Annotated in this window: 22 protein-coding genes; 14 read left to right on the top strand and 8 right to left on the bottom strand. The window is 38.5% G+C overall.

The window, feature by feature from the left end; translation table 11 throughout:
• Window positions 1-131: 131 nt before the first annotated feature.
• Window positions 132-2387 (bottom strand): ATP-binding cassette domain-containing protein, encoded by a 2256-nt coding sequence (locus tag BM143_RS00845; protein WP_090021936.1) that lies wholly within the window; start codon window positions 2385-2387, stop codon window positions 132-134.
• Between the two features lie 48 nt (window positions 2388-2435).
• On the opposite strand from BM143_RS00845, the gene BM143_RS00840 reads away from it, so the two are divergent.
• Window positions 2436-2858 (top strand): MarR family winged helix-turn-helix transcriptional regulator, encoded by a 423-nt coding sequence (locus BM143_RS00840; RefSeq protein WP_090021933.1) that lies wholly within the window; start codon window positions 2436-2438, stop codon window positions 2856-2858.
• 50 nt (window positions 2859-2908) lie between these two features.
• Here the strand turns inward: BM143_RS00840 and BM143_RS00835 are convergent, their stop codons facing one another.
• Genes BM143_RS00835 through BM143_RS00820 form a run of 4 tightly spaced genes read right to left on the bottom strand, consistent with a single transcriptional unit; the run spans window position 2909 to window position 5704 of the window.
• A complete protein-coding gene (locus BM143_RS00835; RefSeq protein WP_090021931.1) occupies window positions 2909-3820 on the bottom strand; it encodes a TIGR01777 family oxidoreductase in 912 nt (303 codons plus the stop codon).
• A gap of 27 nt (window positions 3821-3847) precedes the next feature.
• Window positions 3848-4192 (bottom strand): hypothetical protein, encoded by a 345-nt coding sequence (locus BM143_RS00830; RefSeq protein WP_090021928.1) that lies wholly within the window; start codon window positions 4190-4192, stop codon window positions 3848-3850.
• Between the two features lie 4 nt (window positions 4193-4196).
• The gene (locus BM143_RS00825) at window positions 4197-4799 is read right to left on the bottom strand and encodes an HPP family protein (RefSeq protein ID WP_034725296.1); all 603 of its coding nucleotides are present in this window, start codon (window positions 4797-4799) and stop codon (window positions 4197-4199) included.
• Entirely contained in the window at window positions 4799-5704 is a 906-nt protein-coding gene (locus BM143_RS00820; RefSeq protein ID WP_090021925.1) for an arginase family protein, read from the bottom strand. Before BM143_RS00820 ends, BM143_RS00825 begins: the two co-directional genes overlap by 1 nt.
• Before the next feature lie 433 nt (window positions 5705-6137).
• Between BM143_RS00820 and BM143_RS00815 the strand changes: the two genes are divergently transcribed.
• From BM143_RS00815 to BM143_RS00755, 13 genes are all read left to right on the top strand, one after another.
• On the top strand, window positions 6138-6470 hold the full coding sequence (locus tag BM143_RS00815) for a single-stranded DNA-binding protein (RefSeq protein WP_090021922.1): 333 nt from the start codon (window positions 6138-6140) through the stop codon (window positions 6468-6470).
• 13 nt (window positions 6471-6483) lie between these two features.
• Window positions 6484-6939, top strand: coding sequence for an HRDC domain-containing protein (locus BM143_RS00810; RefSeq protein ID WP_228430649.1), 456 nt, complete (start codon window positions 6484-6486; stop codon window positions 6937-6939).
• 338 nt (window positions 6940-7277) lie between these two features.
• On the top strand, window positions 7278-8630 hold the full coding sequence (gene hisS / locus BM143_RS00805) for a histidine--tRNA ligase (RefSeq protein WP_090021918.1): 1353 nt from the start codon (window positions 7278-7280) through the stop codon (window positions 8628-8630).
• Between the two features lie 222 nt (window positions 8631-8852).
• On the top strand, window positions 8853-9614 hold the full coding sequence (locus tag BM143_RS00800) for a GntR family transcriptional regulator (RefSeq protein WP_090021915.1): 762 nt from the start codon (window positions 8853-8855) through the stop codon (window positions 9612-9614).
• A gap of 64 nt (window positions 9615-9678) precedes the next feature.
• Window positions 9679-13008 (top strand): glycoside hydrolase family 38 N-terminal domain-containing protein, encoded by a 3330-nt coding sequence (locus tag BM143_RS00795; RefSeq protein ID WP_090021913.1) that lies wholly within the window; start codon window positions 9679-9681, stop codon window positions 13006-13008.
• Window positions 13009-13013: 5 nt separating this feature from the next.
• On the top strand, window positions 13014-13940 hold the full coding sequence (locus tag BM143_RS00790; RefSeq protein ID WP_090021910.1) for an ROK family protein: 927 nt from the start codon (window positions 13014-13016) through the stop codon (window positions 13938-13940).
• Between the two features lie 25 nt (window positions 13941-13965).
• Window positions 13966-15720, top strand: coding sequence for a class I mannose-6-phosphate isomerase (locus BM143_RS00785; RefSeq protein WP_090021908.1), 1755 nt, complete (start codon window positions 13966-13968; stop codon window positions 15718-15720).
• Window positions 15660-17081, top strand: a complete 1422-nt coding sequence (locus BM143_RS00780) for a sugar porter family MFS transporter (protein WP_228430647.1) — start codon at window positions 15660-15662, stop codon at window positions 17079-17081. The genes BM143_RS00785 and BM143_RS00780 overlap by 61 nt, the downstream gene beginning before the upstream one ends.
• Window positions 17082-17609: 528 nt before the next feature.
• Window positions 17610-18146, top strand: a complete 537-nt coding sequence (locus BM143_RS00775; RefSeq protein ID WP_090021906.1) for a PH domain-containing protein — start codon at window positions 17610-17612, stop codon at window positions 18144-18146.
• A 90-nt stretch (window positions 18147-18236) separates the two neighbouring features.
• Window positions 18237-19178 carry a PH domain-containing protein gene (locus BM143_RS00770; RefSeq protein ID WP_090021903.1) on the top strand — a complete coding sequence of 314 codons (942 nt, stop codon included), beginning with the start codon at window positions 18237-18239 and terminating at the stop codon, window positions 19176-19178.
• A 12-nt stretch (window positions 19179-19190) separates the two neighbouring features.
• Complete coding sequence (locus tag BM143_RS00765) at window positions 19191-20024, top strand: PH domain-containing protein (protein ID WP_090023847.1); 834 nt, start codon at window positions 19191-19193, stop codon at window positions 20022-20024.
• Window positions 20025-20041: 17 nt separating this feature from the next.
• Window positions 20042-20686 (top strand): GNAT family N-acetyltransferase, encoded by a 645-nt coding sequence (locus tag BM143_RS00760; RefSeq protein WP_090021900.1) that lies wholly within the window; start codon window positions 20042-20044, stop codon window positions 20684-20686.
• 84 nt (window positions 20687-20770) lie between these two features.
• Window positions 20771-21562, top strand: coding sequence for a class I SAM-dependent methyltransferase (locus BM143_RS00755; protein WP_090021898.1), 792 nt, complete (start codon window positions 20771-20773; stop codon window positions 21560-21562).
• Between the two features lie 245 nt (window positions 21563-21807).
• On the opposite strand, the gene BM143_RS00750 is transcribed toward BM143_RS00755, so the two are convergent.
• The 3 genes from BM143_RS00750 to BM143_RS00740 all read right to left on the bottom strand — a co-directional run bounded on the left by BM143_RS00750 (window position 21808) and on the right by BM143_RS00740 (window position 23968).
• On the bottom strand, window positions 21808-22044 hold the full coding sequence (locus BM143_RS00750; protein ID WP_034725316.1) for a YtxH domain-containing protein: 237 nt from the start codon (window positions 22042-22044) through the stop codon (window positions 21808-21810).
• 97 nt (window positions 22045-22141) lie between these two features.
• The gene (locus BM143_RS00745) at window positions 22142-22984 is read right to left on the bottom strand and encodes an isoaspartyl peptidase/L-asparaginase (RefSeq protein WP_090021895.1); all 843 of its coding nucleotides are present in this window, start codon (window positions 22982-22984) and stop codon (window positions 22142-22144) included.
• A 93-nt stretch (window positions 22985-23077) separates the two neighbouring features.
• Window positions 23078-23968, bottom strand: a complete 891-nt coding sequence (locus BM143_RS00740; protein ID WP_394332549.1) for a cyanophycinase — start codon at window positions 23966-23968, stop codon at window positions 23078-23080.
• Window positions 23969-24082: the final 114 nt, after the last annotated feature.

Here is a 24082-nt window from a genome sequence, read left to right as displayed (position 1 = left end):
TTTGTTAGATTGAATGGTGTCCTGATGGAATTTATATAAGTGCTAAATTAATATTTCTTTTTCAACAGAGCTTTAAAATACCCTTAAAATAAGGCGGTCGGGACAACAGTTTTTACTTATGCATCAATACATTATTTTCCTTTCAGATGCTTTTTTAGATAAATAGATGTTGCAGAATTCTTTTCAGATAGCAAATTTTCCACAGTTCCTTCGAATACAATCTTACCACCGAGTTTTCCTGCTCCCGGACCGATATCAATAATCCAGTCGGCCTTAGCAATGATATCCAGATTATGTTCAATAACGATGAGGGTATTTCCCTTATTAACCAATTCTTCAAGGAAAGATAGGAGCTTTTCATTATCAATGGGATGGAGTCCTGTGCTGGGTTCGTCTAAAATAATGATTTGATCAGTATGATTCAGTTCTTTGGTCAATTTTAAACGCTGTCTTTCACCACCTGAAAAGCTGTCCAGTCTTTGTCCGAGCGTAAGATAATCCAATCCTAATTTAATCAGCAGACCGAGTTCATGTTCAAAACCGGATTTCGGGAAAAAGTGAAGCGCTTCCAAAACGGTCATATTCATAATGTCAGCAATATTTTTTTCTTGGTACTGATAGTGTAAAACTTCAGGCCTATATCCTGATCCGTGGCAGACCTCACAAGGCTGTTCAATATCATCCATAAAAGCAAGGTCTATTTTTTCAACGCCTAATCCTCTGCAATTAGGACATGCGCCTTCTCCGTTTCTGCTGAAAAGTTTTTCAGAGACTTGGTTAGCATTTGAAAAAAGCTTCCTTACGGTATTTGAAAGATTCAGATAGGTTAAAAGGTTTGAGCGGCTGCTCGCTGTGAAAACAGACTGATCTACTACAGTTACCTGAGGGTAAAATAACGGTAAAACTTTATTGATCAATGTGCTTTTTCCGGAACCTGCCACACCGGTTACTACCGTCATGATTCCGGTAGGTATTTTGACACTGACATTTTTTAAATTATGAAGATGCCCGTTTTTTATTTCAAGAAAGCCTTTTGCTGTTCTGGGGTTTGTATTGTAAACCCTTTCTCTGCTGAAATAGCTGGCCGTTTTGCCTTTCGCATTTTTTAAATTTTTGAAGCTTCCCTGGTACATGATTTCACCGCCGTTTTTTCCTGAACCGGGACCCATATCGATAATCAGATCAGCTATTTTAATGAGATCCGGATCATGCTCCACAATCAGGACTGTATTTCCCTTGTCCCGTATTTTTTTGATGATATCTACAATATGGTCAATATCTTTCGGGTGAAGACCGATACTGGGTTCATCAAAAATATAGAGTAGATCTACTAGGCTGTTCCCCAGTTGTTTAACCATTTTTATCCGTTGGGATTCCCCTCCTGAAAGGGTGTCTGTTTGTCGGTCCAGACTCAGATACTGCAAACCTACATCCAGAAGGTTTTGAAGTTTCTTTTCAAGTTCCTGTATGACGGAAGTATATTTTTCAGAGGGTATTTTCTGGATAAAACTTAGTAAATCATCGATGGATAAAGCTGTACAATCTGCAATATTTTTACGGTTTATTGTACAGGTCAGTACCTTTGAATTGAGACGCTGTCCTTTGCAAACAGGGCATTCTTTAGTAATGATGACTTTCTTTAAAGTATCTTTTCTGGTGACATTTTCTTTGGAATCTTTTTTCAGAAATGAGTTTTCTATTCTTGGAATGACTCCTTTATATTTTACCGTTTTCCCCCATTCCTTATCGGGTTTTTTAGGAGTGTGCTCTTCTGCATTGAGTAATATTTCCCATTCATCTTTTGTGAAATCTCTGAGTTTTTTATCATTATCAAAATAGCCTGAATGAATATAGCGCGTCAGCCTCCAGCCACCAGGCTGAAATGTCGGAAACTGTATGGCGCCTTCGTTCAGTGATTTATTTTTATCAAAAAGAGTGTCAACATTTACTGTCTGTACATAGCCCAATCCTTCACATTCGCGGCACATTCCCTGGGGATTGTTAAATGAGAATACGTTGGAGTAGCCGACAAATGGCTTTCCGATTCTCGAAAAAAGCAATCGGAGGGAAGCATAAATATCCGTAGCAGTTCCTACTGTTGAACGTGCGTTTCCACCCAATCTTTTCTGATTGATAATAAACGGGACATTCAGATTCTCGATTTTATCTACATTCGGAACCCCGAGATGCTGCAGGCGGTTTCTTACAAAGCTGTTTTGTGTTTCGTTGATCTGGCGTTGTGCCTCGGCTCCAATGGTTTCGAATACCAAAGATGATTTCCCGGATCCGGAGACTCCCGTGAAGACCGTTATTTTGTTCTTTGGAATACGTAATGAAATATTCTTCAAATTATTCTGTCGGGCGTGGGTAATAATAATCTCTTTCATAATATTTTCATTAACTTTGTTAATAGTTAACTAAGTTAAGTATTTTTTATGAAACAACAGAATGATGATTTTTTTGATGTCTTTACAGATTTGCAGTGTTTTATACTGGCGAATATGAACAAAGGAAATATCAGTGGGGTAACGGCCACGCATTACAATATAATAGAATATATTTACCGAAAAGAGGAAGTCACCGGAAAGCAGATTTCCCGGGCATTTAATGTAAGTCAGGCTGCCGTTTCCAAACAGATCAAATTTTTAATTAAGAATGAGCTGATAGAACAGAAACAAAACAGTTACGACAGAAGAATATTTAATCTCTCTGCCACAGAAAAAGGACAATTTTTGATCAACAATTCTGAGGATTTCCGAAAAACGGTCACTGATCAGGTCTCCGCTGTCCTGGATAATCATGAACTACAGACACTCACAGGCCTGCTGAACAAGGTTTTGAAAAATATTAAAGTATAAAAAATACAGAAATCAGGATTTGTTCCTGACCATTTAGTTGTTCACTGGTTTCAATTATCTTTTTTCAACAAATCCTCCAAAGCTCCTTTCAGATCCGGAAATTTAAAATGAAATCCAGTCTCCTGAATTTTTTGTGAAGAAGCTCTAGAGCCTTCCAGTAAAGCATCTGCCAGCTCCCCGAATATTAGTTTTAAAACGAAAGCCGGAACATTGGGTATAAACAGGGGTTTGTTCAGGACCTCAGCGATCTTTTTGGTTAAATTTTCATTGGTTGTATGTTGAGGAGAAACGGCATTATAGGCCCCATCTACAGCTGAATTCTTCAAAGCTGCTTCATAGATCGAACAGATATCCTCGATGTGAATCCACGGCATATATTGTTTCCCGCTTCCCAAAGCAGATCCGATCCCGAATTGTATAGTGGGCAGCATTTTCTTCAAGGCTCCGTCTTCTTTAGAGAGGACAACGGCTGTTCGTATTTTTACCACTCTTTCAGCCAGATTCTGCTCTTTGAAATCGTCTGCAGCTCTTTCCCATAAAACCACGACCTCGCTTAGAAAATCATTCCCGGGCGGATCATCTTCGGTGTAAATTTTTTCCGTAGTTACGGTACCGTAATAATTGATCCCCGAAGCGGAAATAAAGGATTTGAGCTTTATATTTTTCTTTCTTACGGTTTCCAAAAGTAATCCCGCAGAATCTACACGGCTGGAGATCAGTTCCTGTTTTCTTTCTTGGGTCCAGCGTTTTTCAGAAATATTGGCTCCCGCCAGATGAATGATGTGGGAAACATTGTCCAGTGCAGATTCATCGATTGTCCCTTTTTTGATATCCCACTCAAAATCATTCTCATGTTTTTTCTTTCGGGTGAGGAAACGAACGGTGAATTCTTTTTCTATCTTTTTAGACAGCTCACGGGCGATCATGCCGCCGGCACCGGTTATCAGAACGATTTCTTTCATAATACGATATTTAGGAATGGTGTGTGATTAAGTCTGACTTTTAACGATCAGAACAAAATCCTCTTCTAAAAGTTTATAGCCATAGTCATAGATAAATCTATATTCAGAGCCATTTTTATACACTTTCAGGTTGGTGAAGTAATCGAAATCAAAACCCAAGCCATCCATCTTTGATTTTGCAATTTTTGCTTTACCGTCTGTATTCAGTTCCATCATAATGCGGTAGTTTTTGCGAAGTTTGTTGTTCACATTCCGCATCAGATTGGTGGAATCTTTATTCTGCTTATTATTGTAGGCGTTCCGGCAGGCGTCGTTGCAGAATTTTTTATCAGACCTCCCGATAATTTTTTCGCCACATTCAAGACATTCCATGTTTTTATTTTTTCATTTTGTGGGTGTGTTCGTGTTTTTTTCTTAAAAGCCTTTTGAATCTGGTATGGGTAGGATAGCTTCTGTTCGGCGTCATATTGTTGAATAAAAGGGCTGCAAGGAGAAGAATGATACAACCTGACAAAACTGGCGAAAGAACGTACCAATAACCTAATTCAGGAATTTTACCCACAGAACTTACAGCGATCAGAGCCGTAGCACCTCCGGGTGGGTGAAGGGTTTTTGTATACTGCATCAATACAATGGAAAATGCCACTGCCAGCGGGGCCGAAAGCCAGATAATATCGGGAACGATTTTATAAACAGTAACTCCCACAATTGCTGAAAGCACATGGCCTCCCACAAGGTTTCTCGGCTGAGCCAAAGGACTCTGGATCGCTCCATAGATCAGAACACTGGAGGCCCCGAAAGATCCAATCAGGAATATATTTTCGGTAGCGGAAACAGAATGGGACTGGATAAATGCAATAAGTCCAATACCTACAAATGCTCCTAGAAACGACCAGAAATGCTCTTTATAATCAACCAGGGTTTCTTTGTAGATTACATATTTTGATACCCTGAATGTTCTTTTTATAGTCTTCTTCATTAATCTTCTTTATTTTTTATGAGTTGAATTAAATTCTTTACGAAAGGTTTGGTATATGTTCCATTTTCATCATAATCAGGATCCAGAACGGTGATTTGTATTCCGAAGCATAAGGGAGAATGAATCAGAGGTTTTAGCATTTCTCTTAGATTTTTGTAATCAATTCCATCTTCCATTCTGCTGTCTACGGCGGGCATCAGTTCGTCTTTCAGAACATCAACGTCAAGATGAATGAAAAATCCGTCCAGAGCTTTGTTGTTAACCAGCTTTAGAAAATCTTCTGCCGTTTTTCCAAAACCATTTTTTCTCAATTCATACAAATCAAAATATTGGATATCAGAATTGATAATCTGTGCAACATATTCTTCATCATCCGTTTCTGCATTTCCGACACAGAAAATATTTTCTTCCAAGAAATACGGCTTAAGACCTTGAATATTGGTTAATTTTTCATGCCCCATTCCGGTAATAATAGCAAGATCAAGCCCCGCAGCGGCAGCCGTTTCGGAAAGACTGACTGGAATAAAATCAGTATGCCCGTCCAGATAAAATAATCCGAAATTTCCAAGCTTCTTCAAAGCAAGAGCGGCTCCTATCAAAATACTGCAATCGCCTCCAAGCATAATATTAAAGGAGTCTTCTGCATGATTTTTTGAGATGAAATCCGCTTGTTCTTTGGCATATTCGATAATCCGCACAGCATTTAAAACACCTGATTCCTGATCAATTTCCATCGAATAATCGGGCGCTTCCAGTCTGAAAATATGTTGAGGATTGATTTTTTTATGAAAATCAAATTTTCTGAGCCAATCCGGAAGCTTTCTGACACCGGGCTCAGTTTCGTGCTCTTTTTTCTTTAATCCCAAATTGAGAGGAAACTCAAAAATATTGATGTCCCTTTTCATAGATGATATTTCCTCAAAGATACGGAATTATCCGTTTGAAAACGGGTGAGATACTATATTGCACTCTTTTTTAAAGTTTTTTTGAGCAGTGCTATGATGAGAATAATTAAATAAAATGGCGATAATATTTTAAAAATTTAATGACTGGAAATAGATCGTAAATTTTTATCTCTGAATTAAAAAATAATCACAATTTTTTTTCAATTACAAACAAAATCGATTTTATCAAATGATATTGATTTTAACTACCTACTTAATGGAATAAATTTTTAAAAATCAGAAAGAAAATTATTCGACAACAAACGGATACAAATGAATTTAAATAGTTTATAACCGACTAAGCTACTGTGCTGTGACCATCTTTGCAACAGAGATTTGAGAAAGACAGTGAACGTCTCTTATCTGAATTATTAATCTTAAAAATTTTAAAGCTATGTCACTAAGAAACAAAGTAACACTAATTGGTTACACAGGAAAAGAAGTTGAAACCGTAAACTTCGAAAGCGGAAATGTAAAGGCTAGTGTGTCTTTAGCCACCAGCGACCACTACACCAATGCGAAAGGTGAAAAAGTAGAAGAAACCCAATGGCACAATCTGATTGCTTATGGAAAAACAGCTGAAATCCTTCAGAAATATGTGCCAAAGGGAAAAGAAATTGCTATTGAAGGAAAGATTACGTACAGATCGTATGATGATAAAGATGGTGTGAAACGATATATTACGGAGATCAGAATCGATGAAATCCTCTTATTGGGAAGTAAATAATTTTAAAACACAAATGATGAAAGTAAAAGTTTTTAAAATCAGACTTCCTGAAGAATTTCTCTACAAAGATCAAAGAATGCTTGATGATTTCCTTGAAGTGAACGAAATTATAAAAGTGGAAACCGCTTTTGTAAATGATGAATGTTATTGGTCCGTGGTCCTGTATTTTGAAGAGGTTAAAGCCACTAAGAATGTTGTGAAGGAACCTAAAGCAGTTAAATACTCTGCAGATAATGATGTCTTAAGCTCGGATGAAGAAAAAATTTTAGATGCCCTGAAATACTGGAGATCAGAGAAGGCGAAAGAACAGAATCTCCCCATTTATTTTATCGCGAGCAACAAAGAACTGATGTCTGTGGCCAAGTATAAGCCTGTGAAAAAAGAAGAACTGCTTGATATCAAAGGTTTCGGAAAACATAAGATTGAAAACTATGGTGAAGAGATTTTAGAAATCCTTGAAAGTGTCTGATTTTTCGGACTTAATTATGATCATGCATCATGAGCTGGGGAATATTTTTTCCTCAGCTTTTTTATGTTTCGGAAAAGTCCTTTCAATTCCTTATTTTTGCACTGCTTATCCATTCGACCCAGACTTAAGAATAGCTTTAATGTGTACCATTTGATAAATTACACATTAAAATAAGTAAGGAAGAAAATAAAAGATTTTCAAAAACTTAAGTGTTCTTATAAAACGTTTTTATGATAAACTTCAATGAAACTAAAGTGTTTGCTTTTGTATCCTTTGTGGTTTAAAACTTTGAATAGGTTAAGCATGTTTAATTATTAATATCATTTATCAATTATAAAATGAAACCAAGTTTAGCAAAAGGAACGAGAGATTTTACAGCACAGGAAGTTTCCAGAAGAAAATATATCATCAATATATTACAGAATAATTTCGAATTGTTCGGATTTCAGCCATTGGAGACACCAAGCTTTGAAAATCTATCTACGTTGACAGGAAAGTACGGGGAAGAAGGTGACCGACTGATTTTTAAAATATTAAACTCAGGCGAATACGCTTCAAAAGTGAATCAGGAAGACTGGGATAATAAAAACCATCAGAAATTAATCTCCCAAATTTCAGACAAAGCCCTTCGTTATGACCTTACTGTACCTTTTGCAAGATTTGTAGCGATGAATCATGGGAAACTGACTTTTCCTTATAAACGTTACCAGATCCAGCCGGTTTGGAGGGCAGACCGTCCACAAAAAGGTAGATTCAGAGAATTTTACCAATGTGATGCCGATGTGGTGGGTAGCGAAAGCCTTTTACAGGAAGTAGATCTGGTTCAGTTGTATCTGAAATCGTTCTCTGATCTGAAAATTCCTGTTACCATTCATATGAACAACAGAAAGATCCTTTCAGGTCTTGCAGAATATGCGGGTATCACCGATAAACTGATTGAATTTACTGTTGCTTTGGATAAACTTGATAAGATCGGAAAAGAAGGTGTGGTGAAGGAATTATTGGAAAGAGAAATTTCTCAGGAGTCTATTGATAAACTGGAATTTTTATTTAACCAATCGGATGATGCCCTGGAAAATCTTCTTCAGCTTAAAGAGAAGTTTGCAGACAGTGAAATTGGATTGAAAGGAGTGGAAGAATTGGAATTTGTTCTGACACAGTCTCTGAATCTTGGCGTAGATATGCAGAATCTTGTATTTAATATTACCTTGGCGAGAGGTTTAGATTATTATACCGGAGCAATTTTCGAAGTGAAAGCAGATGAAGTGGCGATGGGATCTATCGGCGGTGGCGGAAGATATGATAATCTGACCGAAGTTTTCGGGGTGAAAAATATTCCGGGAATTGGTATTTCGTTCGGTTTGGACAGGGTTTATCTGGTGATGGAAGAACTTAATCTTTTCCCTGAAGAAGCTACCACTCAGGTAGAATATCTATTTGCTAATTTTGGTGTAGAGGGAACTGTAGAAGCTCTGAAACTGATTATGCAGTTGAGACAAAAAGGAATCTCTGCAGAACTTTACCCTGAAAATGCAAAACTGAACAAACAGTTTACCTACGCAGAAAAGAAAGGAATTAAAAATCTGGTTTTCGTAGGAGAAGAGGAAATAAAAAATGGAACAGTTACTTTTAAAGACCTTACAATCGGAGAGCAGAAAACACTTTCTCTGGAAGAATTTTTAAATCTGTAAAAAAGTTTTCAAGATAATAAAAATCCTGTTACAGAAGTTTATTCCGGGCATTAAAAGCTTGGTTTAACCTTCTGTAGCGGGATTTTTTGTGTGAAAAAATGAAATGATTATTAATCAGTCTTTTCATGATTTCTTTAGAATGTCTTCTATGAAATAAACTTTTTAAATTATTTTTTCTTTCGAAAAGAAAAAATAATTACATTTGCCTTAATCTTAATATGTATGAACATACCTACAAAGAATTTCAACATTGATCATAAAAGTAAAATGCCTCTTCATGTGCAGGTAGAGGAGCTTTTCCGTAAGCTTATCAAAATAGAACCTTTCAGTAAAGGGGCTCTGCTTCCCAAAGAAGTAGATCTGGCCAATCTCTGGGGTGTTTCCCGAAATACAATCCGTCAGGCTACGAATAAATTGGAACACGAAGGGCTTATTGTGAGGAAAAAGGGGATAGGTACCCGCGCAGCAGAGAAAAAAAATCTGGTGACAGGCTTAGACCACTGGTACAGTTTTACAAGAGAAATGCAGGAAAAGGGAATTGAAGTGATTAATCTGTTGTTAAAAACGGAAACCGAAACTCCTGGTGAAACGGTATGTAATTTTTTCAACGTGACCCCGGATAAAAAGTTGTTTAAACTATCAAAGTTAAAAGGAGAAAATTCTGATGAGCCTATTGTCTATTTCGAAAGCTATTTTCACCCAAGAATAGGCATTAGCAAAGAAGATGATTTTAATATTCCTTTATATACAATGCTTCAGGAGCGTTATGGAGTAGTGGTGCATCAGTCCCGGGAAAATATCAGTGCTTCTAATGCTGGTGCAGTGATCGGAAAAAAATTAAAAGTACCGGCATCTTTCCCGATCCTGAAACGCGAACGTTTTGTGTATGATATCAATGGAAAACCGGTAGAATACAATATCGGATATTACAGATCAGATAAATTCACTTACAGTATAGATATTACAAAATCTAGTGAAATTTAAAAGCATTTTTCACATTTATATATGTTCAAACATTCTTACATATAATTTTAAAAATATAAATCTTATGCATACAAGATATTTTACGTTATTAATGTTCATTCTTCTATCGGGTCATTGTGTTTACGGACAGAAAAAAGTTCCCTTTTTTGGGACTATAGAGACCGTCAATGGTTATTCCCGTGAAATAAGTGGAGAAAACATCAGTTACTTTTCGGCATTTCCCGATTATGCGAATCTGGCATTACTTACACGTACAACGGATGGTGCTAAAGTCATAGAATGGGAAACTGATGCCGTGCCGGGAAAGGTATCAGGTCCTTACGTATATTTCAGTTGGCTGGTATCTCATTCTTCAGGAACCAGTGGAGGAATACGTCATTTTGATCTTTCTGTTAATGGTGAAAAAGCGCTTACCCTTACTACTTATCCCGGAAACCAACGTAAGGACTGGATTTCTAAAGCTGCCGACAGCACAGCTTTTGTATTTCATCAGAAAAAAACAGACGGACTCAAAGATTCTTATGGAATTGCTTATTTGAGAATCCCCATCAACAAAGTGACTCCCGGCAAACCTCTGCGACTGAAAATGACGGGTCAGGCACAAAATAGCAGAGACTGGTTTATGACCTATAAATTTACTTTTCAGGAAAAAATGGATGCTGATATGACTCCTTTTATCCTGAAAGACGGTAAAAGAGTGATCAATCTTACTACGCTTCATTTTGGAAAAGAGCAGAAAATAACTGCTAAAATCAATAATAAAGAAACATTTTCCTTTACTATGGAAGATGGCATTAAAAGTTTTGAAATACCAGTTTCTGTTTCAGGGAAAGAAAATTCTGTATTGATAACCGTAGCTGCTGGTAATAAAGAGCTTTACCGAAAAACACTTCCTATTGAGGCTGTAGTTCCCCGCACTTTATATTTTATTCATCATTCCCATACGGATGTAGGATATTCTCATTTGCAGGCAGAAGTAGCAAAAATTCATACTCAAAATATTTACGATGCACTCAAAATGATTGAAGAAACCCGCAATCTTTCTGAAGAAGCCCATTTCAAATGGAATGTAGAGGCACTCTGGGATGTAGAGAATTTCATGCAAAAAGCGACTCCTCAGGAAGTACAGTCTTTTGTAAAAGCCGTAAAAGAAGGAAATATCGGTCTTTCTGCGATGTATGCCAATATTTTGACGGGCTTGAGTCAACCTGAAGAATTATTTCACTATACCGAATATGCACAAAAACTGGAAAAAGAATATGGCTTATCCATTAAAAGCGCTATGATGTCTGATGTTCCGGGATTTGCGTGGTCTTTGGTACCTGCATTAACTTCTTCAGGGGTAAAATATTTTTCGAGTGGACCGAATTATCTGGGTAAAAGCAATCCTTATCTTGGGGACCGTGTCGGAAACTTTGTGAAAAGTTGGGGAGACCGTCCGGTATGGTGGCAGTCACCCGCTGGTAAAGACAAAATATTATTTTGGACAGCGGGAAGAGGGTATTCTTCATGGCATGGCACTCATCCGGGGGATGTCTTTGAAAACGGAAAGAAAAAAATTGCTGAATATCTTGTTGATCTTACGAAAACCCAATATCCTTACGATATGGTACAGTGGCGCTACAATATAGTAGCTGATAACGGCCCTATTGATACGTCTGTTTCAAAATTTGTAGAAGAGTGGAACCAAAAATATACTTCCCCGAAAATCATACTGAGTACCAATGAAAAAATGTTTGAAACATTTGAAAAGAAATATGGTGATCAGATTCCTGTGGTAAAAGGAGATATAAGCCCTTATTGGGAAGACGGAGCAATGTCTACAGCTAAAGAGGAAGGCGTCAACAGAAACAGTAGTTTAAAACTTCAACAGCTTACAACACTTTATTCTATCCTTAATCCGGAATTGTATAACCATATTACATTCTATGAAGCGTGGAAAAATGTCATTCTTTTTCACGAACATACGTGGGGAGCATTCAATAGCATTACGGCTCCGGATCTTCCGTTCGTTACCGATCAGTGGAAGGTGAAGAAACAGTTTTCTGCTGATGGAAATACATTAGCCAACAAATTGGAGGAAGATCTGTTAAAACCGATCATCAGTTCAGGTTCAAAAACGATAGCCGTGTTCAATACCTCATCCTGGAAACGCAGTGGGACGGTCATTATTAAAAACAAAGTAGACGGAAATGGCCTGGTAGATGCTGCAGGTAATAAAATTCCGCTACAGAAACTTAATGACGGGACAGTAGCATTTGTAGCTAAAGATGTTCCTGCGTTAGGATATACGTCGTACAAAGTGATTAAAGATGCAGTAAAAGTAAAGAATCCCTTTTCGATTTCGGATCATCAGATTTCTAATGGAAAAGTGATGGTAACATGGGATGCAAAGACAGGAAGCATCACGCAGATTAAAGACAATAGTGAATTGAATCATGCAGGAAGCTTTAATCAACAGGGAATCAACAGCTATTGGTACGTTCCCGGATCAGATCCCAAGGAAGCTTTATCTAATTCAAATATTAAAGTTAAAATTCTGGAAAACGGTCCTTTGGTGGCTAAAGTCTCCTTATTATCGGAAGCCCCGGGAGCCAACAGCCTTGAACGTATCATTACTTTGTTTTCAGATACCGATGAAATTTCTCTGGAAAATATTGTAGATAAAAAGCCTGTCCGCACCAAAGAATCTGTGCATTTTGGCTTTCCTTTTAATTCAGAATTTAAAGACATAACGGTAGATGCCGGATATGGGATTATGAAATACCTTACCGACCAGCTTCCCGGATCTAATATGGATTATTGGTACAGCCGCCGTTGGGTGGATGCTTCTTCAGGAAAAAAAGGAATACAGTGGATGATGCTGGAAACTCCCTTAACTGAACCCTCTGAAATGATAGATGAAAGAATGGTCATAGACAACAGCCACAAAAAATGGAAAGATAAAGGAACTCCGGGTACAACCAACTGGTTCAGCTATGCCATGAATAACTACTGGCATACCAACTATAGAGCAGATCAGGAAGGCCCTGTGCATTATCACTATGCGCTTCGTCCGCATGATGGTTTTAATGCTGTTGAAAATGAAAAATCAGCCGCTGCATTTACGCAACCTCTGATGGCCGTTTCTGTTAATGAAAAACTACCTGCAGGAGGAGGCCTGTTTCAGATGAGCAATGATAAGATTGTCGTTACCACCATTACACCGGAGGAGGATCAGAGTTTTGTTATCAGGCTTTATAATTCTGATGAAAAGGAGCAGTCCAGTACTTTACTGTGGGAAAAGTTGAAGCCTAAAAAAATGATAAATATTAAAACAGGAAAAACTCTTTCTCCTGATGAAAAAATTACAGTTGCCGGAATGGACGTCGTGGAAATAAAAATCTTGCCTTAAAAGCCATGTCAAAGCCAGTTATCGCAATAGACATGGGCGGAACCATGATAAAAATAGGGATTGTAAAAGAAGACATCATACTGTCCTCCACAGCCATCATTGCCGATTCCGGAAACGGGCTCAGGCAAAGGCTGCCTCATATAGAACAGGCTGTAAAAGATTTGCTAGCTCAGCAAGGATTTTCCTGTAAAGATATAGCAGGATTGGGAATTGCTTCTCCGGGAATCATCGACAGCACCCGGAAGAAAATACTTTCAATTGACAAAAAATTTGGGGATGCTCCGGATATTGACCTTGAGGAATGGTGCAGACAGACATTTGACCTTTCTTTTTGTATTGAAAATGATGCCCGTGCAGCACTACTGGGAGAATGGAAATATGGCAGAGCTAAAGATCTGGATAATGTTGTTTTAATGAGCTTAGGTACCGGAGTAGGAAGCGCTGCTATTGTAGAAGGTCAGCTGCTGAGAGGAAAGCACTTTACAGCCGGAATATTGGGAGGACATTTCGTAATCAACTATAAAGGAGAAGTCTGTAATTGTGGAAATAAAGGCTGCGTAGAAACGGAAGCTTCAACTTGGAAGGTGAGTTCAATGCCAAACAACATTCATCATGAACAGCCATTCTCAGACTATAAAACCGTCTTTCGGTTGGCAGAAGAAGGTGATTCGAATGCATTGGCCATACGTGATCAGAGTTTAGACGTTTGGGCAGCTTGTGCCATCAATCTTATTCACGCCTATGACCCGGAAATACTCATTCTTACCGGAGGGATCATGGCAAGTGGATCTTACATTATACCCCATATCAAAAATCAAACGGATAAACACGCCTGGACGCCTTGGGGAAAGGTGAGCATTGAAGCGGCGGCTTTTCCATCTTCTTCAGCTTTGTACGGGATGAACTATCTCGTAAACAGCCAGAACAAGTAAAATAAATTAATGAAATAGAATAATAATGAAATCGAATTACAATAAACTTCCCGTAACACCTATAAAAGGCCATAGCTGTATTGCAGGCTGGAAAAATATCATCAGCCAATTAAAAAAACAGTCACCGAAGATAATCGCTATTGAATGCTATCCGGGTGTTTTTATGGAAGAAATTATAGCTGAGGTAAGAGAACTTCTGAATCCAGTTTTGATCATCAATACCTCTGATGCGATGAAATCCGAAGCAGAAATCCACGCATTGGTTCAGCCTTATGTCACGGATGATCCCGTGTTTGGATACATGACCTCTCTTGAGCTGGAAGATTATTTTGATGAGGTGAAAATGGAAGATCTTAAGAAAGAGATAAATTCGGCAAATGGTTGCGTTGTCATTACAGGTCCGGGAGCACTTTTATTGAACAGTCAACCGCAACTGATCCTTTATGCAGATATGCCCCGCTGGGAAATACAGATGCGCTACCGAAACAATACAGCCTGCAATCTGGGGAAAACAAACTATACCGACTCTTTTTCTTATCAGTATAAGCATGCTTATTTTGTAGACTGGCGTGTCTGTGACCGCTACAAAAAAAGAATACTGGAAAGTTGTCATTTTATTCTGGATACTACAAAGCCTCATTATCCAAAAATGATCAGGGTAGATGCTCTGTATGACGCCTTAAAACAAATTGTAAATTCACCTTTCAGGGTTGTTCCTTTTTTCGATCCGGGTCCATGGGGTGGGCAGTGGCTGAAAGATGTCTGTGATCTCGACAGAAATGTCCCGAATTACGCCTGGGGATTTGACTGCGTTCCCGAAGAAAACAGTCTGCTCTTAGAATTCGGGGATGAGGTTGTAGAGATCCCATCAATAAATCTGGTGTTTTTTCAGCCTGAAGCCTTATTGGGGAAAAAGGTATATGAAGGCTTTGGAGATGAATTTCCCATCCGCTTCGACTTTCTGGATACGATGGAGGGAGGCAATTTGAGTCTTCAAGTCCATCCATTGAAGGAATATATAAAGGAAAAATTCGGAATGTCATATACGCAGGATGAAAGTTACTATATGCTGGATGCGGGAGAAGATGCATTTGTATACCTCGGACTGAAAGAAAACATAAGTCCTGATAGTATGATGAATGATCTGGAAGAAGCCCAAAAAGGGAATGCTCCTTTCCTTGCAGATCAATATGTACAGAAATGGCCTGTCCGCAAACATGATCATGTATCTATTCCTGCCGGGACGGTCCATTGCTCAGGAGCCAATTCTGTAGTGCTGGAAATAAGTGCTACTCCTTATATTTTCACGTTTAAACTCTGGGACTGGGAGCGCATGGGGCTGGATGGAAAACCAAGACCGATCTCTCTGGAACACGGTAAAAAGAACATTCAGTGGAAGCGTGATACATCGTGGACGAAAGAAAATATACTGAACCTTGTGGAACCTGTAGCAGAAGGTGACGGATGGAGGGAAGAAAGAACGGGTCTGGATGCGTTATCATTTATTGAGACCAGACGGCATTGGTTCAGTAAAAAAGTCCTGCATCATACGGGAGGTGTTGTGAACGTTTTAAATCTGGTTGAAGGGCGGGAAGCCATTGTAGAAAGCCCTGATGATAGTTTTGAACCTTATATCATCCATTATGCAGAAACCTTTATAGTTCCGGCATCTGTAGGAGCTTATACCATTAGGCCTTACGGTGAAAGTGAAGGAAAAGAATGTGCCACCATAAGAGCATCCGTCCGTACAGACAGGATGAAGGAAAAAATCTTAAAATAATCAATATGCAGCAGACTGAAAATTCTCACATTATTTACAAAGCTGTCCTGGTCGCATCGGTGGGCGGTTTGTTATTCGGGTATGATACCGCGGTGATTTCCGGATCTATCGGTTTTATGCGGACCTACTATCATTTGTCTGATGGTATGACAGGCTGGGCGGCCTCCTGTGCCCTGTTGGGATGTCTCGTAGGAGCTATGTATTCAGGGATGCTGAGCGACAGGATAGGAAGGAAGAAAGTGCTGATGATTTCTGCGCTGCTGTTTACCATTTCTTCTGTAGGAACGGCATTGGCTCCAAGTCTCTGGATTTTTGTTGTATTCCGTATTGTGGGTGGAATGGGTATTGGGATTGCATCTATCCTTTCACCAATGTATATTTCAGAAATGGCTCCTGCAGCTATACGGGGCCGTCTGGTTTCCATTTTCCAGCTGGGTATTGTGACGGGTATTCTGGTTATTTATTTCGTGAATGCATATATCGCGGGTATTTATGATGAAAGCTGGAATGTCTCTTTCGGATGGAGATGGATGTTTGGCTCAGGCGTAATTCCTTCGCTTATTTTTATACTGCTGCTCTTTACGGTTCCGGAAAGCCCACGGTGGCTGGCTGAGAAAAAGAAATACACAGAAGCCCTATCTGTATTGAATCTCATTCATGGAGAAAAAAAAGCAACTGAAGAACTTGATTCTATTAAAACATCATTGAAAGACACACTCCCTTTTTCGTGGTCCCATCTGAAAGATTCAAAGCTTAAAAAAGCTCTTGTCATAGGGATTGTGCTGGCGATATTTTCACAGATTACAGGAATCAATGCAATCATGTATTATGCACCAGAAATATTCAAATCAACAGGCGTGGGTTCAGGATCTGCATTATTGCAGACTATTGTTGTGGGTGTAATCAACGTCATATTTACTTTTGTAGCGATCAAATATGCAGATCAATGGGGAAGGAAAACGCTGCTGATGTATGGAATTGCAGGCATGATTATTTGTCTGGGCATCGTAGGGGTTGCTTTTTATATGCAGCAACAGGGATATATTATTCTTATAGCCATTCTTGGATATATTGCGAGCTTTGCCATGTCCATGGGACCGCTTACTTTTGTTATTATTTCTGAAATATTTCCTAACAGGGCCCGCGGAACCGCGATGTCTATAGCCACATTCTTTCTTTGGCTTGCTGTTTTTGCTGTCTCGCAGACTTTCCCTGTGTTGATGGGATCTTTGGGACCAGCGTATACATTCTGGTTATACATGGCCGCAGCTGTCATGGCGTTAATCTTTGTATGGAAAAAAGTTCCGGAAACCAAAGGGAAAACATTGGAAGAGATCGAAGAAGGATGGACTCAGAAATAAAAATTACTGTAGGAATTAAATAATTTTTTCATCGCAATGTATGATCTGTAAAAAACAGGCCTGCTTTCTACCAGAAGCAGGCTTTTTATTTCATAGTATTTTTAATACAAAAATGAGTTTCTTGTGGTTTTTAATATTTACTTTCATTCCAGTGATCATGAATCCAATTTCGGATATTCAACTGACTGTGCAGGTCTGAAGGAACTTCATCCCTTATCATTTTTTCAATTTTTATCGCTGAGGATTTGTTTTTTAAATTCCAGATATCGCTGAGTTTATTGATGAAATAGAGAATTTCATAGCCTTCTTTTCTGTTTAATAAAGTGCTGTCGGGTTCACCTGTTATTTTGGATCATCTGGGTCTATGGCACTCCATGAATAATCTGTAAAATAAAGATCTGCTTTTGTAATTAATGACATGATAATTTTTTTATTCAAAAATAATTAGGTGGAAAATAATAGCCTTATGGTTTTCCGTATTTTAAAAAAAATTAAATTTGTAATATGTACCATTGATAAAAACAAATAATGAGCGAAAAATCAAGACTTGATCAAATAAAAGATGAGCTGGAAACCTTAGATATCAACCCTACCATTTTTGCCAGAAAAGAAATTCATGCATTGCCGGAAGTACTTTCGGAGAATGAAAAACTGGTGTATCTGATTGAAGGAAGAAATAAACTAACCAATCACCACATTATTTTGGTGGCCACAGAAAGAAGATTGATTTTTGTGGATAAAGAATTCATGTATGGGCTGAAGGTGGAAGATTTTTCCTATGATAAAGTAAGTTCCATACAATATGAAAAGTCATTGATGCTGGCTTCCATAGACATTCACATCTCGGATAATGTTCTGGAGATCGATAATGTAGGGAAATATTATGCAGAATTGTTTTGTGAAAAAGTAAGAGATTTTATGGCCCGTCCTAAGGAATATTTCCAGAATAAATCTGAGCCTACCGTTTTAGATCAATTGGAACAGTTGGGAAGAATCCGGGAGAGTGGCGTTCTGACGGAAGAAGAATTTGAGTTGCAGAAGAAAAAACTGATGGAAAGATTGTAATATTGTCCTTACTTTAAACACAAATTTGTAATTTGGGTTAATGCAAATATTGTTGAGCATTAATCTTTAAACTATTAAACCTAAAACCAAATGAACACTGAATGCGCTTTATGCGGAACTCCGCTTACCTCCATGGATACAATTTTAGGCGAAAATAAACTTTCCGATGGCGGAATTCTCTGCAATAAATGCCTGAACAAAGCCACCAATATCAATACAGATCTTGTATCAAACCTTGCCAATTACAGCATTGTACAGATAAGAAGCATGGTCCTGAATGAAGGAGGCGAACCGGAAATGACCATTGAAACCGAAACGTTTGAGGCCATCCAGATTGCCCAGCCAAGGATCGTTGAAACCCCATCCCAAAGTATTCAGTTCACGTATACTCCGGATGAGCCGAGCAGATTGGATGAAATCAAAGATCAGATCGTAGCGACTGGTGCCAAGCTTAGCCTTTTTGTGAACAGTGAGGTAGAGGAGCTGGTGAATGTCCTTGATGAAAAAGAAAAGCTTATTGCCATTGCAGAAGGAAAATACCTTCATAATAACCTGGAAGGAATTGTGGTTTCCACGGAGAGAAGAATTATTTTTGTTGATAAGAAATTTTTCGGAGGAGTTTTTGAAAACGAATTTCCGCTTCACAAAGTAAGTTCCGTACAGCATGATGCCAGTTTGATGTCTTCAACACTGAAGGTATACACACCCGGTTTCACGGCTGAATTTAAGCTGTATATAAAAAGTGCAGCCAGGAACTTCCACGATGCTGTAAAGGATTATGTCGGACGTTCCGAAGATCAGATCAGAATACAGCAAATGCAGGCAATACAACAACAACAACAACAACAACAACAACAACAACAAGAACAATTTGTCCAGCAGCCTCCAAAACCCCAACAGAATTCTGAACCAAAAGCAGCGCCTTCTTTGATTTTTGAACAGCTTGAAAGACTGGGCAAACTTCGGGAAATGGGGGTTCTGACAGAGGAAGAATTTGCAGAGCAGAAGAAAAAACTACTGGATAAACTTTAAAAAAGACCTACAATGAGCAATATCTGTGCATTATGCAGTGCTGAACTGACGTCAATAGACACGCTTCTCGGCGAAAATAAACTTTCGGATGGCGGAAATCTATGCAACAAATGTCTGGATAAGGTGAGCAGTATTCATCAGGAGCTTCTGTATAATCTCAATACATTCAGCATCAGGGATATTAAAAGCCTGGTAGAAACAGGTAAAATACAACCTGAAACCATTGAACAGCCTCAGGAAAATAAAATAAAAAGTATGACCGTTTTTGCATCTGATGAAATGCCCCGCGATCTTTATAAAAGGAGATTCAGGGAAATCAAATATCAGCTGGAGCAGGTTGGAGCCAATCTTTCTATGTTTACAAAAGGTGAAATCAAAGAATTACCCTATATACTTGCCGTAGATGAGGTTATTCTGGCCGCCACCGATGCTCAGTTTATAAAGACGGTAGATGCCGGAATGCTGTTGGTGACACCCAAAAGAATCGTTTCTGTGTCGAAAGCTATGTTTGGGCCTGTAAAAGTAAATGCGTATCCGAACGAAACCATCAGCGAAGTAAGTTTTGTAAGCAATTCCATATCTCCGGTTATTAAACTGCATACAGAGAATAAAATCGTTGAATTCGAATGTTTCTGTGACAGATTAGATGGAGAGCGTTTTTACGACTTTATCCATAAAATTTATAATCAAAATAAAGCACCGAAAGCGACGCCGGAAACAAAAGAAGTCGCATCCAATCTTATTTTTGAGCAACTTGAAAAACTGGGTAAACTAAGGGAAAGCGGAATCCTCACCGAACAGGAATTTGCAGAACAGAAAAAGAAACTGCTCGATCAGCTTTCATAAATATAACCCATAAAATCATGGCAGATAAAGTATCTCATGATATTGTAAAGAAATGGCTGAAAGGATGGTCACTGTCACGGCAACTTCCTCTTCCGGTACGATATAAATCAGGTCTTAAAGTAGAAGTAGGAGAGGAAAAGCAAAAAATAAGATATGTTTTTCCTGAGCTGAATGATGATTGTATCGAACTCTCAAAACAGATTAATGAACCCTGGATCTACCTCAAAGTTTGCGCTTCTCCGGACAAAGTGAAAAATAAAGTGCCTGATCAATGGGTAATACAGCCTCCCGGCTACATGATGTCCTGTTTCGGACCTATGAAAACTAAGGTTACAAACCTATGCAAAGGCTACCGGGTTGAATCTGAAACATATAATTCTACAACAGTCATTAAAATCCTTACGGAAAACGGTGAACTGGCCTCTGCCGGCCGTGTTGTTATAGTGGATGATCTCGCTGTTTATGACAGAATTATAACTGAAGAAAAGCACCAAAGAAAAGGTCTTGGTACTTTTCTGATGCAGGAACTTGAAAAAGTAGCTGTATCAAAAGGTATTTCAAATAACTTTTTAGTAGCCACCGAAGTGGGACGAAGTCTTTATCAATCGATAGGATGGGAGCTTTATAGTCCTTATACGTCTATCGTTATTCACAAAATTTAATTTTTGAGGTATAAAGCTAACCTTAATAAATCCCCATTATAAGATTTAAAAATAGTATTTATATTTGTTGAAAATAATAAAACCATGGAAAATTACCTGGAAATCAATAAAAATTCCTGGAATGCCAAAGTAGACCCGCATTTGAAATCGGATTTCTATTTTGTAGATGAATTTTTAAAAGGAAGAACTTCGCTTAACTCCATAGAACTGGAGCTTTTGGGGGATATTAAAGGAAAAAGTGTTTTGCACCTGCAGTGTCACTTTGGTCAGGATTCTATTTCGCTTTCGAGAATGGGGGCGGAGGTCACCGGAATTGACCTTTCGGATAAAGCCATTGAGGCCGGGAAAGATCTTGCCCAACAATGCGGAACCGACACCCAATTCATTTGCTCGGATGTTTACAGTCTTCCGGATATTCTGGATCAGAAATTTGATATCGTATATACCAGCTACGGAACCATTGGATGGCTTCCTGACCTGGATCAGTGGGCTGGTGTCATCAGTCATTTTCTAAAGCCTGGCGGGAAATTTGTCATGGCAGAATTTCATCCGGCAGTCTGGATGTTCGATGATGATTTTACCAAAGTAGCCTACAATTATTTTAATGAAAAGCCTATCGTAGAAACCTTTGAAGGAACCTACGCAGACAGATCTGCGGATATTGTTCAGGAATATGTGATGTGGAACCATTCTCTGGGCGAGGTCCTGCAAAGTCTGATCAATCGTAAAATAGAACTGGAAATCTTTCAGGAGCATGATTGGTCACCTTATCCGTGTTTTAGCCATGTGGACGAATTTGAAAAAGGAAAATGGAGGATTGCACACATAGGAAATAAAATCCCGATGGTGTATAGCTTGATAGGATGTCAGAAGTAGATGTAAGTGGGAAAGCGCGAAGAGCGAGGCTGGAAGTTCCTATTGGTCAATAATTTAAAAATTGTCACCATAAAAATTAAGGAGTACTCTTAAAAAAAAGAAAGTAAAACTGTTTAATGGTTGTGCTTCGGGCTCCACTAACTTCCTGCTTCCGACTTCCATCATCCATTCTATAAGAAAAGTCATCGTAATCCTTAGACTACGATGACTTTCTATATATGAATGTTAAAAAAACTAATCTGCTTTTAGCTTAAAGAATCTTCTGCTTTTGTCTTAGCTTCATCTACTTTGTTCTGAACCTGGGAAGCCACGTCATTGGCTTTGCTTTTTACATCATTTCCCCATTTGTTCAGATTGTCTTTAGCGGTATTGATTTTATCTTTTACAGCCTGCTTCTCTTCAGGAGTAGAATTCTTATACTTCCAATATGCTAAAGCACCAATTCCTAGTAAAGCTAATAAACCTTTTGTCTTGTTTCCCATGATTTCTATTTTTAAGATGTTGTATTAAAATTTGTTATTACTAAACATGTAAAATACGTGCCAAAAAAATAAATCAGATGATAAAAAAATGTTAAAATTATTGGAAGACCTCAAAACTTTCGCCATCAAAACTGGCAAAGACCATTGTAGGATAAGAATCCTGATGATAGATATTTCCGTCTTTGTCTATGGCGATGGCTCCTGCGAACCCGTCAATCACTTTTAGCTCCTCAAAAGTCTTGGTAAAGGCCTGTTCAAGGCTCATCCCGTCTGTGGTTCGTGTAACGATTTTGGCAGCAGTGGCATTGCTTACAATATCTTCTCCAACACCTGTACAGCTTACAGCACAAATGGCATTGGCATAATTTCCTGCCACCGTCGCTGAATCTGATATCCTTCCCGGAATTTCAAAGCCTTTTCCGCCGGTAGAGGTGGCCACAGCAAGTTTTCCGTCTTGATCAAGGGCAACACAGCCTACAGTTCCTTTTCCGCCGTTATTCAGTTTAGCTTCATATTCGCTTCTTCTCTGAGGAATTTCAGTAGAGAAATTTTCAAAACCGTGTTCGGAAGCATAGATTTTAGCTCCATTCCCACCAAGAACTCTGTCATCCTCATCGATAAGTGCTTTCGCTACAAAAACAGGGTTCTTTACCTCCTGAAGATTGATCACACCGCTTAACTTTTGAGTTTGTCCATCCATAATAGCGGCGCTCATACGGATCACCCCGTCACTCTGTATCTGGGAGCCGATGCCTGCATTATACAAAGGATCATCTTCCAGAAGGGAAACAGCATAAGCAACCGTATCAAATGCAGAATGAGTCTGAAGATAATCAAAGGCTTTCTGAGCGATATGCTTCAAAGAATTTTGTTTGGCTGTCTTTATTTCATGGCTTTGGTCGCTTTCAGAGAAAAAACCGCCGTGGATTATTATTTTCATAGGTTGTAGGTGTCAATTGTGAAAATCAATTGTCAAGATAAAGTTAAAAATTTTAGCTGATGAAATTCACGATTCACCATTGAACATTCACTTTTATTTATCCTGTGGTATCGGGTTAAACTGTGAATTCTCTATCGTCAGTTTTTTCGTAGTAAGGTCGTAATGGTCATTCATAGACATGACGTGCACGGTAAGGTTATCAATTGAAATCGGTTCTCCAAGGTTGATATTGGTAAGGTTGGTATCTTTAATGAATCTTCCGTCTACCAAGATCACAAGACCTGAACCTACAGCAGTCATGACGTCGTCATGAATAAAAAGTCCGGTATCTTCACCCAGCCCAATTCCTAATGTTCGTGGATTATTGACTACAGCCTGGAAAAGACGTCCGATTCTGCCTCTCTGTACGAAATGCGTATCAATAATGACGTTATCTATTAAACCTAATCCTTGTGTGGTTTTAATTTCACCTTTTAAAAGAGATTCAGAGCTGCTTCCCTGATAAATCATATTTTCAGAAGCGGCAGCTGCACCAGCTGAAGTTCCGGAATAAATAAAATCCTGTTCCTGGTATTTCAATAAAATGGTATCGTGAAATCTCGTTCCTCCAAGAATTGAAGTCAGTCTAAGCTGATCTCCACCGGTGAACATCACCACATCTGCAGCATTAGCCCTTGCGGCCATAGCATCGGAATTGGCCTCTTCACGGTTGTGGATATCGAGGATATTTACATTTTTGGCACCCAGAAATTCAAAAGCTTTTTTGTATTCTGTGCCTACAATTTGTGGGATTTGTGAGGCTGTCGTTACGATTTCGATGACAGAATTTTCTTTGTGCTTTGATTCGTTAATGATCTTTCGCAAGATCCCTCTTTCAAAGAAATTAAGGTTTTTTTCAATGTTCTGGTCGAAATCGGTTTCTGCAAAACTTCCTTTGTTTACAGCGCCTCCGATAATAATTAATTTTCCAACGGGTCTCATCATAGTATGCAAATTTAAAAAATAATTGACATTTGACGAAATTCATACCACATTTAAATGATTTTTAATCTTTTAGGATTGTTAATTTATTTTAATTCTTTTTTGAGAAATGTTTAA

This window comes from Chryseobacterium oleae (genome assembly GCF_900115055.1).
Lineage (GTDB): Bacteria > Bacteroidota > Bacteroidia > Flavobacteriales > Weeksellaceae > Chryseobacterium > Chryseobacterium oleae.
The sequence above is the reverse complement of the archived record's forward strand: the minus strand, read 5'-3'. Positions and strand labels throughout refer to the sequence as shown.

Excerpts from the sequence above, each read along its gene's own strand:
- BM143_RS00845 (WP_090021936.1), bottom strand. The coding sequence starts at position 2,387 with ATGAAAGAGATTATTATTACCCACGCCCGACAGAATAATTTGAAGAAT.
- BM143_RS00840 (WP_090021933.1), top strand. The coding sequence starts at position 2,436 with ATGAAACAACAGAATGATGATTTTTTTGATGTCTTTACAGATTTGCAG.
- BM143_RS00835 (WP_090021931.1), bottom strand. The coding sequence starts at position 3,820 with ATGAAAGAAATCGTTCTGATAACCGGTGCCGGCGGCATGATCGCCCGT.
- BM143_RS00830 (WP_090021928.1), bottom strand. The coding sequence starts at position 4,192 with ATGGAATGTCTTGAATGTGGCGAAAAAATTATCGGGAGGTCTGATAAA.
- BM143_RS00825 (WP_034725296.1), bottom strand. The coding sequence starts at position 4,799 with ATGAAGAAGACTATAAAAAGAACATTCAGGGTATCAAAATATGTAATC.
- BM143_RS00820 (WP_090021925.1), bottom strand. The coding sequence starts at position 5,704 with ATGAAAAGGGACATCAATATTTTTGAGTTTCCTCTCAATTTGGGATTA.
- BM143_RS00815 (WP_090021922.1), top strand. The coding sequence starts at position 6,138 with ATGTCACTAAGAAACAAAGTAACACTAATTGGTTACACAGGAAAAGAA.
- BM143_RS00810 (WP_228430649.1), top strand. The coding sequence starts at position 6,484 with ATGATGAAAGTAAAAGTTTTTAAAATCAGACTTCCTGAAGAATTTCTC.
- hisS (WP_090021918.1), top strand. The coding sequence starts at position 7,278 with ATGAAACCAAGTTTAGCAAAAGGAACGAGAGATTTTACAGCACAGGAA.
- BM143_RS00800 (WP_090021915.1), top strand. The coding sequence starts at position 8,853 with ATGAACATACCTACAAAGAATTTCAACATTGATCATAAAAGTAAAATG.
- BM143_RS00795 (WP_090021913.1), top strand. The coding sequence starts at position 9,679 with ATGCATACAAGATATTTTACGTTATTAATGTTCATTCTTCTATCGGGT.
- BM143_RS00790 (WP_090021910.1), top strand. The coding sequence starts at position 13,014 with ATGTCAAAGCCAGTTATCGCAATAGACATGGGCGGAACCATGATAAAA.
- BM143_RS00785 (WP_090021908.1), top strand. The coding sequence starts at position 13,966 with ATGAAATCGAATTACAATAAACTTCCCGTAACACCTATAAAAGGCCAT.
- BM143_RS00780 (WP_228430647.1), top strand. The coding sequence starts at position 15,660 with ATGTGCCACCATAAGAGCATCCGTCCGTACAGACAGGATGAAGGAAAA.
- BM143_RS00775 (WP_090021906.1), top strand. The coding sequence starts at position 17,610 with ATGAGCGAAAAATCAAGACTTGATCAAATAAAAGATGAGCTGGAAACC.
- BM143_RS00770 (WP_090021903.1), top strand. The coding sequence starts at position 18,237 with ATGAACACTGAATGCGCTTTATGCGGAACTCCGCTTACCTCCATGGAT.
- BM143_RS00765 (WP_090023847.1), top strand. The coding sequence starts at position 19,191 with ATGAGCAATATCTGTGCATTATGCAGTGCTGAACTGACGTCAATAGAC.
- BM143_RS00760 (WP_090021900.1), top strand. The coding sequence starts at position 20,042 with ATGGCAGATAAAGTATCTCATGATATTGTAAAGAAATGGCTGAAAGGA.
- BM143_RS00755 (WP_090021898.1), top strand. The coding sequence starts at position 20,771 with ATGGAAAATTACCTGGAAATCAATAAAAATTCCTGGAATGCCAAAGTA.
- BM143_RS00750 (WP_034725316.1), bottom strand. The coding sequence starts at position 22,044 with ATGGGAAACAAGACAAAAGGTTTATTAGCTTTACTAGGAATTGGTGCT.
- BM143_RS00745 (WP_090021895.1), bottom strand. The coding sequence starts at position 22,984 with ATGAAAATAATAATCCACGGCGGTTTTTTCTCTGAAAGCGACCAAAGC.
- BM143_RS00740 (WP_394332549.1), bottom strand. The coding sequence starts at position 23,968 with ATGATGAGACCCGTTGGAAAATTAATTATTATCGGAGGCGCTGTAAAC.